General features: G+C 47.5%; 5 protein-coding genes and 1 tRNA gene. All 6 read left to right on the top strand.

The genetic code is table 11. The annotated features are described in order from the left end of the window. Nucleotides 1–619: 619 nt before the first annotated feature. The gene (locus QF669_04525; protein ID MDP6456708.1) at nucleotides 620–7,948 is read left to right on the top strand and encodes a Calx-beta domain-containing protein; all 7,329 of its coding nucleotides are present in this window, start codon (nucleotides 620–622) and stop codon (nucleotides 7,946–7,948) included. Between the two features lie 97 nt (nucleotides 7,949–8,045). Beyond that, nucleotides 8,046–8,645, top strand: a complete 600-nt coding sequence (locus tag QF669_04520) for a hypothetical protein (protein MDP6456707.1) — start codon at nucleotides 8,046–8,048, stop codon at nucleotides 8,643–8,645. Between the two features lie 36 nt (nucleotides 8,646–8,681). Then, entirely contained in the window at nucleotides 8,682–9,137 is a 456-nt protein-coding gene (gene tadA, locus QF669_04515) for a tRNA adenosine(34) deaminase TadA (protein ID MDP6456706.1), read from the top strand. 155 nt (nucleotides 9,138–9,292) lie between these two features. After that, nucleotides 9,293–9,382, top strand: a tRNA-Ser gene (locus QF669_04510). 178 nt (nucleotides 9,383–9,560) lie between these two features. Beyond that, on the top strand, nucleotides 9,561–10,979 hold the full coding sequence (locus QF669_04505) for an Nramp family divalent metal transporter (GenBank protein MDP6456705.1): 1,419 nt from the start codon (nucleotides 9,561–9,563) through the stop codon (nucleotides 10,977–10,979). A 272-nt stretch (nucleotides 10,980–11,251) separates the two neighbouring features. Then, on the top strand, nucleotides 11,252–12,448 hold a 1,197-nt coding region (locus QF669_04500), incomplete at its 3' end, for a hypothetical protein (protein MDP6456704.1).

Raw genomic sequence — 12,448 nt, 5'->3', positions numbered from 1 at the left:
TGGGGTCGCTGAGCAGCGGCTTCTCTATCGCCAACCTGATTGATATGAGGATCGGGGTGCGGTCAAACTTTGCCTACAACATTCCGGCTGATCTGAGGAGAGGGGGGACACATATCTCCTGGGTAGATCTGTTTTTATCTCTGGGTATGACATTGTGAAGATGACTTCTCAATCATCCTCTTCGCTCTCAGGATTAGTTCAGTCGATGCCGCTTATAATCAGAGTCGGACTGTCGTGAGCTACGTCACATCGATGAAAGGTAGAAAGTAAGTATATTAACTGTGAGATATTGTGAGAATGATTAGAAACAACTGGATGAAATAAAGGACTCAGACTAAGGTGTGTTTTGACCCGTGTCTTGATGAGTTAATCTCAATGAATACTTATGAACGATATCAAAGACTAGTTCGAAATTTCTATAGTATCTTTTCAACTATTTTGCATAAGACTTAATTCAGAACAAATGGCATCCATTTTAAATCTATTGCAATTAGCTACCAGCGGACTTTTTGGTAATAAAAAGGCAGGTAGTTTACTTCACAATCCCATACTCCTTATTTCATTTTATATTCTTTGCAACAGTAATTTTTTATTTTCGGCTGATTATTACGGGTTTACAGTGGCAACAGCTACTGTGGCCGAATCAGCTAATTATACTGTAACAGTTAGGTGTTCCTGTCCGGACGCCGGTGATGCTGCAACAATTGTGGTTCAACAACATACCAGTGGTGCTGGGACCGCAACTGATGGATCTAGTGCTGATTATGGATATAATGAAGGTGACTGGTCTAATCAATCAATTACCTTATCATATGGTAGTGTATCAAGTACTTTTGATGTCGATATTAATGATGATGATGTTTATGAAACAGGCTCTGGCGGGACCGCGGAGACTATTATTTTACAAATTGCACCAGCTAATACAAGTTATGACAACCACAGTGGTTCGGTCGCTGCCGATGGTGGTTCAACGGATGGTGCTGGCCTCACACTGTACGGGAAAATTACGATAAGCATCACTGATAACGATGATGTACCAGCAGTTTATTTTCAAACAGCAACCGCAAATTATGCTGAAACAGATGCTGATCAAACTCTAACCGTCACGTTTGTTCAGGACAGGCCTTCTATTTACCAGACCACTCTCCAATATACGGTTGCCGCAGGTGGAGATGCTGATGCTTACACAGCCGCTGCAGGAAGTGGTGCTGATCACACTATTACCACTGCGACCGTAAATATTGCCGCAGCAGCCACTGGTAGTGGTGCACAAACGCAGACAGCAAATCTGGCCATAGACGGGGATGATCTTTATGAACTGGATGAAGAGTTTGTTCTCACCATTGTCAACAACGGGTCCTATCCTGCCGCAAATGGGAGCACGTCACATGCCGATCGAGGTTCGGGAAGCAGTCCTGAGTTTACTACACACACCGGCACCATTACAGATGATGATGCCGTACCCTCAGTTTCTTTCGCTACTGCTCAGGCCTCTGACATTAATGAAACCGATGGTGCCACAACAATCACCATTACGCAATCCGCGGCGTCTGGTCTACCTACTTCGATTCCCTTTTCTGCGGGTGGGACTGCCACTAGCGGATCTGACTATGCCAGCCTGACATCTTCACCTGTTACAATTGCGGCTGGAGCCACAACTACCACCATATCGGTGGATCCGTCTTCTGACGCTACAGCATTATATGATCCTGACGAGACACTTATTATCACCATAAACAGTATGAGTGCGGGGAGCAATTATGCAACACGCAGCGGTTCCAACTATGTATACACCTGGGAATTACAAGAAGAACACGATGAACCGACGGTTCAGTTTACAAATGGAGGTGCGGACGGTAGCGGTACTGGCGAAAGTGGAAACGAAGCAACCACGTCTAAGAATATTGCATTAACTTTGAACAGGGCATCTTCCTCGGGCATCACCATTCCCTTGACTCTTAGCGGTACTGCGACAGCCGGCACCGATTTCACACAGAGTGAGACCAGTAATTTCTCCAGTGATTTTACAATAGCGGCAAATACGGCGGCTGGTACTGTCAACATTCCTTTAGTCATTGTAAATGATGCAATCCACGAAGCGGGTGAGACAATTATACTGGATATGGGTGCTGTCTCTGGAGCTGATAAAAGTACTAATGTTGAGTATACCTATACTATTACCAATGTAAGTGCGAACGATAATGCCCCGAATATAGCCTTTGGATCAGATGCTTCAGGAGCGGAAGGAAATAGTGGGACTTCATCCGTAACCGTGCCTGTCACACTATCCGCCGCCGCCGAAGTTGAAGCAAGGGTTAATTATGCTGTTAACAACTCAAGCACCGGGACTAGTGGAACAGACTATTCTATTACAGAGGGTACGTTGACGTTCACCGCGGGAAGTACCACACCTTCTTCTGCACTGACGTTCACTGTGACCGGCGATGCTTACGACGAGGCAAGTGAAACTGTGATCCTTGATCTTAGCGGCCACGCGTTTTCAACGTCTACATCTTCTTGGGTTAGCGGCACAGCCTTTGATGGAGATGAAGGTGATAACCAGTTTACATATACGATTACTGATGACGATGATGCGCCCACCGTTTCTTTTGCAGAGGCTACAGCCAGTGTTACCGAAGGTGGGACGGAAAGTATCAATGTGAATTTAAGTGCTGCCTCAAAGTTAACGGCAACCGTTGCCTATACGATTAGCGGTACAGCAACCGGAACCGGTGATACAGATTATGATCTGGATGCCGGAACTCTGACGTTTAGCGCTGATGATACCCAGGAGACGATCGAAATTCCCACCACCGGCGATGTTTTGGATGAAGTTGATGAAACGGTAATCCTTACTTTAGGTTCCTATTCGAACTGTAGCGCAGGGACTAATACCGGGTACACGTTAACCATTACAGACAATGATGATCCGCCTACTATTGAATTCACGGCTGGTACTTCCAGTGCAACCGAGCCGGTTGACGGTACAGCCACGATACAGATAGACGCAGCTTCCGGTAAGAAAATATCTGTGCCTTATACAATGACCGGAACAGCTTCGGGCGGAGGAACAGATTATACGCTGGCAAATGGAACAGCATATATAACAGCCGGTGAGACCGATTCTGCTCTTACCATTGATGTAATTACCGACACCTATGATGAAGCGAATGAAACAGTAATCATAACTCTGGGTTCTCCAACTAACGCAACCTTGGGGAGTACATATCCAATACATACGTTTACGATCACTGATAATGACGATGCTCCTTCTATTGCATTTCCTGCAGCTACAAATACAAGTACTGAATCAGCTACCCCGGTTTTTGTGCCCACATTATCCGCAGCTTCCGGTATCGATATCAATGTCAGCTATGCGGTTGGAGGTACTTCCACCGCGACCGGAGGAGGCACAGATTACACCCTTGCTGATGGAACAGCTACTATTACGGCCGGTAATACCTCTACCAATGTAACCGCTACAATAAATAATGATGCATTGGATGAAGACAACGAAACAATAGTTTTAACCCTTTCTAATCCTATCTATTCCACCGGTCATACTCCATCTCCGTCGCTGGGCACTAATTCAACAATTACACATACCATCACAGATGATGATGACTCTCCGGCGATTGGCTTTAGCTCAGCATCTTCCTCGGGTGCCGAGGCCACTACACCCGGTACATTCATAGTTAATTTATCAGCTGTTTCCGGTAAGGATATAACCGCTTCATATGCTTTGACGGGAACTGCAACGGGTGGTGGAACCGATTATACATTGGCTGATGGAACAGTAACTATTACCGCCGGCAATACGGCCGATACACTTTCTGCAGTTATAACGGACGATTACGTTGTAGAAGATGATGAGACAGTTATTGTTACACTTTCAAGTCCTACAAACAGTACTGTCGGCACGGCGGCGCACACTTATACGATCACCAACGACGACGAAGGCCCCTCCGCTTTTAACTACTATTCCATCTACACTGATGGTGGAACTGAAAATTATAATTATTGGAATTCCACAAACACAGGGTTGGAAGTCAAAGTGAAAGTTGAAAACAATACCAAACTCGTTGGCGGAACAATTCAGGTGCAGGCAAAAGTGACGGAAGCAAATTCTTATACAAACATTGGCGATGCCTACACTATTCAGGCAACTGATCTGGGCAAGGTAGGATGGTCCGGAGGAACATGGTACGATGTGGTGTTACTCCCTGTGATCAGTGCTGCCTCGGTTGAGGCATTAACGCCTTTTACAGAGCTGGCTACGCTTTATGTTAGAGTCATAATCACGGACTCGTATGGCAACAGTACCACTTCATCCAATGCCAAAACTTTTACCATAGATCAGACCGCTCCTGCTGATAATACGGTGGGCGCTGTGGTGTCTGCCGAAGGGACAGTTGTCGCCGGATACTATAATAGTACGAATACAAGTGTCGATGTTACCGTCCCATTTGATACTGATGATACCACCCTGAAGGGCGGATATATACAGATTTATTCAAAGAAATCTATATTAGATACTGACTACTGGGACAAAATTTACAGCTGTGGCAATAGTGGTGAATTTGATGAGGCGGATACATCAACCTGTGACAGCACTTATAACACCTATATCGATGCGGCAGAACTTGCTACCGGCTCGTTGAATATTAGTCTTACCGATACCGGGGGAAGTTATGTCTATTATACCGACGCTGAGGGTACACAACACAAATCTGATCCCACCGATTTCGAAGAGGCTAACGGTTTTGCTGAACAGGCCAATATGGAATTCCGGGCCGTTGTTCGTGATATTGCCGGCAACAGTACTACCTATACCAAGAGTTCAACTACACTGACAGTAGATCAGACACCTGCAGTGCTGGTGGAGGTAACCTCATCAACGGATGATGGTTACTACAATGAGGGTGATACAATTGCGGTCACGCTTGAGTTCGATCAGGTTGTTGATGTTTCCGGCGCACCGAGAATCGAATTAGAGATAGGCGATCCAGATGTAAAAGTCGACTACATCTCCGGCACGGGGACAAATACGTTGACTTTCCGATATGTGGTTAGTGACGCTCACAACAGTGACAAACTGGCCTATACTGACACAACCGCTTTTGATCTCAATGGAGCGACTATCCGTGATCCGGCAGGGAATCCGTTATCATCTTTAATCTTGTTTAAAACAGGTGCTACGGGATCTCTGAGTAGTAACAAAAATCTTCGTATCGATACCATCGCCCCCACATGCAGCTTAACTTATGTAAACTTGACACAGACATCGTTAGAGAACCTGGGCAAGGGAGATGACCAGATACAGGTGATTGGAAACTTTAATGAAACGGTTCAGTCAACTCCTACATTATCGGTTGTTTTTGCTGATCCCACTGATGTGTCGATCACAGGTCTTGAGTTCACCGGTTCAACTAATAGTGATTCTACCTGGACTTATACCTTCACTCTTCCGACCGGGACTTCTTATACGGGCAATATGACCGTTACGCCGGCCTACTTTGATCTGGCGGGTAATGCTTTGTCGACCTTGAGTGGTGCAACGGACTTCGAAATAGACAACACGCCGCCGGCTGCTTTTCAGACAGGTGATGTTGTCCCCATGGGTAGCCTTCCCAAAACCGGATGGTTCAATGCAGGTACCGATAGTTTGAGCATCACGATTCCAATCCAGACAACCGACAACAGTCTGCTGCAAGGAAAGATACAGCCGAGGATGCAAATAACGACTGTTACCGGTAGTCTTGCAGACATTGGTCCGTCTACAACTCTCATCAATATTGCCGTCCCCGTTAAAGAGATATTTGTGAAGAAAGCGGACATCAGAAGCAGTTTCTCAGCTACTGACTTTGCCCAGGGTGTGAAATTGTTGACGAATGTCGACCTGTATGACCGTGCGGGAAACGTCACTGTCGGCAGTCTTAACCTCGATACACTTGTTGTCGATACAATTTCGCCCGTTGTAGGGAGCTATGTTACCGAGATATCCGGGAGTGTAGCAGTCGTTGACACTACTCTTGTTTCATCGGATTCCCTGTATGCCAGATGGACACAATTCGTTGATAATTCGTTACTTGGCGAGTCCGGGGTCGCGGATTATCAGTGGGCTGTGGGGCGTTTTGGTTCGGCGGATCTGGACAGTGTCCAGGAATTGATATCGGCGGGGTTAGATACATTTCTCACCGGGAAAGCTCCTTTGAGAGATTCTACACGATACGATTTAAGTGTCCTGGCTGTAGACAGTGCCGGAAATGTTTCACAAACCTTGCAAACTACCACCGGTTTTTATCGCTTGAATTCTGCACCAATCATTTCGACAATTGATACAATTACTACTAAAGAACAGGTAGATCTATCTTATCAGGTAACCGCTACAGACCTGGACCTATCAACACTGCTCGGTGATACACTTCACTACAATTTCCTCAATAACTTGATACTCCAGGACTCGCTGGTATTGCTTACAGACAGTGCGGCTGCAAAGATCAATACTTCCAGCGGTCTGTTAACGTGGCAAACGCCGCTACATAGTGATACAGTCTCTTATCCCGTCACTCTTAATGTGAGTGACGAATGGGGTCGGTCTACTAATGAGATTTTTGTCCTTACAGTCAACGCGAATACCCGCCCGAAGGTTTCGACTGCTCCGGATACAGTTATGAATGAGGCTGGCAGGGGAGTAAATCACAGGTCTATAATGGAGTATACTTTTAAGGTTCACGATCCTGATGATGAGCTGGTCACTATTAATGCATTTTCGGACTCAACTCAGATACATGTTTCACCTTCAGACACTATCGTAGCTACCACCGGTAGGGATACAGTTGATGTGATTTTTACTTTCGAGGTTGATTCGTTCTGGACTAAAGAGTCTAAAATCACCCTGTCTCTGACAGATGAAAAGTTGATCACAACTGAAACCTTTATCATTGATGTTCTGCGCGTTGCCAGACCTCAGATGTGGATTACATTTGCCCAGAATCCTTCGTTTACGCGGTTTTTTGAGTTGATGGTTATCGATACTGTTGGAAAGGTTAATCTGGATACTAGTGATGTTTATAATCTTTACAAACCGAGGAAAGAACCACTGATCTTATACGTGTATGAAAAACAGGGTGAAGTTCTCAAGCCAGAAGGCGAGGTTGATTTGAGCTACATCGATTCTTACGTTTGGGTTGGAAACTTCGAGTTTGATACCACGAGCACCTATTGTTATGAAATGAACGTTATAGGCGTGGTAGGGGATACGGTCGTAACGCCGTGCACCAATGTAGTATTTGCAAGGGCGCGACAGTCCTGGGTTGGTTCCAGCACCGACGGCATTTTCAAGGTAAACGCTAAATCTGGTGCGGTTGCATTCGATAAACCATTCATGATAGTTGACTCGTTACTGTTATACCATGATGAGCCTTATGACGCTAGGTACCGGATGGGCCATCAGATGGTAACCTTTGAGAAACCTGTGATGGTATCTCTACAGGCGGATTCATCTCTACCTGAAGAAGACCAGGCTATTTATCAGATAAGCCGGGACTCTTTCTGGAAGGAGCTGCCCACGATTTCAAAGAATGGTGAATTGTTAGCCTGGACTTCTAATATGGGGTATTTCAAAATTGGAGAGAGGACCATTATTGTACCGGAAGAAACGGCCCTAGGCAGTAACTACCCGAATCCTTTCAATGCCCTCACGCACATCACTTTTGATGTCGGATTCTTTGGCGGCCTGGAACAGAGGGTTGATGTCTCAATCTACAATCTTCTGGGTCAGAAGGTAAAAACAGTGCACGATGACATACTTCTAATAGGCAGACACGACTTGGTCTGGGATGGCAGAGATACACACGGTGTGCCTGTTTCGTCAGGTATATATATAGTTGGATTCTCAAGTGACGGCGGGGTCCGCCAAGCAAGAAAAATGATGCTGGTACGTTGAAATGCTAAGACAAGAGATTCTCAAAACCTGTCTGCTGATTTTCGTTTCCCTTTTGCTCTTCAATTGTCGCAAGATTGCGACTCCCACCGAGATGGATATGTCAGAATACGGATGGGTTCTTTTTGATCAAGGAAGTTACAAAAAATCAAACCAGTGGTTTTTTGAGGCGGTTTTTGAAGATACTTCTTATAAAGATGGGTATAACGGTCTTGGATGGACCTATGGCAAGATTGGAGAGCTGGACTCAAGTATTTCAAACTTCAAACTGGGACGTAGACGAGGGCTTCAAGATACTACAGACAGGGATTACAATCTACTGTTTTCAGGTGAAACCCCACCCCATAATCCGGTGAAGGAATGTACCGCAGGTCTGGCATTTGCCTATCACGCCAAGAATGACCATAAGTCAGCTATCTCCTATTCTGATACGCTGTTGAATAGTGTTGGGGACAGCAGTTATACAAAGTTTACGGGAACTCCCGGCTGGAAATTTTCCAGGGATGTTACAATCAGTTCGATACAAGTCATCTGGGTCCTGGCGTCATCTTATTTTGCTCAAGGAAATTTTCAGGAAAGTTTGACCCAGGTGAAGAGACTCGTAGACCCCCCGTTTGAGCCTGATCTTACTACAGTTGAAGGCGTAGCCGAGCTGGCGGAAAAAATTGAATGGCTACGGAATAATCCTCCTGCACCTTAGGCTGCTTTTATCTGAGATTCAAATTTTACTTTTGTTATGACCCCTACCCTTCACGAAAAGTGGATGAAGCTGGCACTGCGTCAGGCGGAACGGGCATTTGATCTAGAGGAGGTTCCCGTCGGCGCTGTAGTAGTGAAGGGGAGCCGTATTATCGGTAAAGGGCACAACCAGCGCGAAATGTTGTCCGATCCTACGGCACATGCAGAAATTATCGCCATTACCGCCGCGGCGAACTTTCTCAATGACTGGCGTTTAGAGGGTTGTACGCTCTACGTCACCAAGGAACCGTGTGCCATGTGTGCCGGTGCTATCGTCAATTCTCGCCTGGAGAAAGTTGTTTTCGGATGCTATGATGAAGAGGCGGGGTGTTGCGGCTCACTCTATCAGTTGTGCGGTGATCCGCGATTCATTCACTCAACGGCGGTGAAGGGGGGCGTGCTCGAGTCTGAATGCCAATCGTTATTGGTAAGCTTCTTCGCGTTGAAGCGGTGAATGGCTAGTTGCGCGTAATTCATGATGCGTGATACGAGAAGAGCCCCGCCGTCTATCATATTACGGTCACTCTCTGGCCGACTTCGTCATTCAGGTAGAAAATCCCTCTCTCCGCAACCTTGTTGGGCCGTCTGTTTGGTCTTAAGTTTCTAGCAGGAGAGGTGGCAGAGCCTGGCTTAATGCGGCGGCCTCGAAAGCCGTTGTCCCGCTTGTCGGGACCGGGGGTTCAAATCCCTCCCTCTCCGCTGTTTCGAAATCTTGCAGGTTAATTAACTCCATTGTCTCCTCGAGAATCAGTGGAGTATAAAAAGGGAAAGAACAATCTCCTTTAAAAGATAGTGGTTTTTACCGGCTTGATATTGAAGCGATTCGGTTTTACTTTTCCTCCCATCTCGAATTCGAGTCCTGACATAAACTTGCACCGTGACAATCAAGATTGACCAGCTCAGCGTGGCCGAAATGCCCAAAAGGACGCACTCTTTCTGGAGGATGGCGGGTCCCGGTGCTGTTCTGGTGGGACTCTCCATCGGCGCGGGTGAAATTGTCATCTGGCCGCGAATCATGGCTCAGTACGGCGCCACCATGGCGTGGGCTGCTATGCTCGGCGTCTTCCTGCAACTGTGGATCAATCTTGAGATCGGCCGCTGGACCATATCTACCGGCGAAACGCCCTTCACGGGATTTGCACGTATCTGGCGCGGTTTCGCTCCTGTCTTCCTTATTCTGACTATGCTCGGATGGCTCGTGCCGGGGTGGGCGAGGGCGTCCGGTCTCGCCTTGAAGGCTCTCATGGTCGGACCGGGAGGCTACGGCTCCGATACCTTCTGGACGGTGATCACATTTGCCGCTGCTGCTGTTATACTATTCGGTCCCAAAATCGTTTATCAGTCTGTAGAGAGAAGTGTAGAATTCCTGGTAGTTATTGTGACCGTAGGGCTTATCAGCCTGGTGATTGCGGTCAGTTCTGTGGCAGTATGGCAGGATTTGGGTCTGGGGATAGTAAGCATCGGGAAAACGCATCCTGATATTTCGGTCAAAACGCTGTTCAGTGCACTGGTGTTCGCCGGGGCGGGAGGGACGGCCAATCTGTTCTATTCTTTCTATCTGCGCGACAAGAATATCGGCATGGGCGCAAGGATTCCCCGCATGACGAATCCGCTCCGGGGGCGGTCAGAGGCTGCTCCGTCCAGTGGCTTCCGTTTTAAGGAGACAGAAGAAAATATTTCGCGATTCAGCGCCTGGTGGAGTTATGTCAAGAAAGATCAGATCATTTTCTTCTGGTTTCTCAACACTTTTACAATCGTTCTTTTCATGTTTGGCGCGCTGGCCGTCCTCACTCCGCGGGGCATTGTACCCGCAGCGGGAACCCTCATCTGGGACGAAGCTGTCGTACTAGGTGAAGTGTGGGGGGAGTCGGGCAAGATCATCTTCCTGTTGGTGGGCGTGGCCACACTTTTCGGTACACAGCTTGTCTTGCTTGATGGTGTGAGCCGAACCTTTGCCGATATCATCTACACGAATGTGAGATCGGCACAAAAACGGGAAGTGAGCTGGTGGTATCTGACAGTATGTCTGGGGTGGATCGTTGCCGGCTGTGTTATCACGTACGTCATGGAAAATAGGGGCGTTACTGATCTGGGATTCCTTTTCAACGCCGGCTATATGGGTGGTTTTGCCATGGCCATCTATGTACCGTTAACACTCTACATGAACTATCGTTATCTGCCGAAAAGTGTCAGGCCAGGGGTCTTCTCTACTATTATGATGATTATCGCCTCCGCGGTATATATCGGTTTTGCCATCAGCAGCATTAGATGGGAAATCAGTGCCTGGATTGGGTAGTCGGTCAATTCCCGGCGTCTTCCTGAAATGCTCCCGGGACGACAGATTACCTGATGTCTGTCCTTGCTCAGGCTTGCACCTGGCAAGCGTACAGGCAAGGAGGGGAGTAAAAAAATAGTCTAACTGCTCGTAGTTGAAGAACCCTAGACCAATTTCCGCTCCGGATCCGGGCTGAACTAGTTTGAGCAAATTGAACGTGACAGTCAGACTCGGAAGATAGTGCTGTTGAAATAAGTTCGTAAGTTTACTAAGAGATAGCAGAGCAAACAGTAGTGAAAAACAGGCGTTCCTCAATCGTTACTACCTTCATTCTGGCTCCCCTCGTCAGCATCACAGCCCAAGTTACCGCTTCCGGGGACCTGACCCGGCATATCTATGATATCCTTGCTTCGATGCCATCCTCGTACGGCGGGGAAGAGTATGAAGAGCCGAGCAATACAGACCGCAAAATGTGGCGTGACGTAATTGATGCTATCCTGAACAAGGATTATGAGACGGCCCACACCAAAGCGCTGAATCTCGATTACCAGCTTACCGAATTCACCGACACCAGTGACGATTCCAGTATAGTCTACTATATTCTGGAACGTTCCGCCGATGCGGAATCAAACCACTGGGGAACATTCATTTTCAATCAATGGGCGCGGCGCAAGAATCTTGTTATCCAGTGTCCGCACCCACTGTACGATATGAACACGGGAAAAGAGGGTCTACTGGCATTTGAGACGGCGGGAGCCCGCGCATACTTTGTCAGCGGTACGCACAGATGCAATGCAGAGCAGGAGTCGTCGTGCAGCGGCAGCAGCTCTGTCTGTACGGGAACTTCGGAAGCTTATCGATATTCCGATCAGGCGCACGTTGTTGAGGGCACATTTCAGCTCACCACCGAAGTCTTGTTCGAGCATGTTCCTGAAGTGATAGCAATTCAACCCCACGGCTTTGGCAAGAAGAGTACCGATCCTGATCTCATTCTGAGCAACGGCTCCAAAGAAGAGCCCGACATCGATTACCTGTCAAAGATGAAAGATAATTATGCAGAGATCGATAACAGTCTCACCTTTAGAATAGCGCATATCGATGAGGAGTGGACCAGACTGATTGCGCGCACCAATACGCAAGGCCGGCTACTGAACGGCAGTGACGATCCGTGCGATGCCTACGCCAGCGGCAACTCCGGCAGGTTCATTCATATTGAACAGGCATATAGCAAGCTGCGTGATTCAGAGTCCAACTGGGAGAAGCTGGCAAATGTGATCCTGCTGACTTTCCCGGAGAATCCCATGTCTGTCGGCGCTTCAGGCAGACTTTTGCCGCAGGAATTTTCACTATATCAGAACTATCCCAATCCTTTCAATCCCGCGACTGCCATCCGATACGATCTGCCGCAGCAAGCGGATGTGGAGCTGACGATCTATAATGTACTGGGCCGTCAGGTGGCAGTAGCAGTTAACGGTTGGCGGGAGCAGGGT

The sequence above is a fragment of the Candidatus Neomarinimicrobiota bacterium genome (assembly GCA_030743815.1).
In the GTDB taxonomy this organism is placed as follows: Bacteria; Fidelibacterota; Marinisomatia; order Marinisomatales; family S15-B10; genus UBA2146.
The sequence above is the reverse complement of the archived record's forward strand: the minus strand, read 5'-3'. Positions and strand labels throughout refer to the sequence as shown.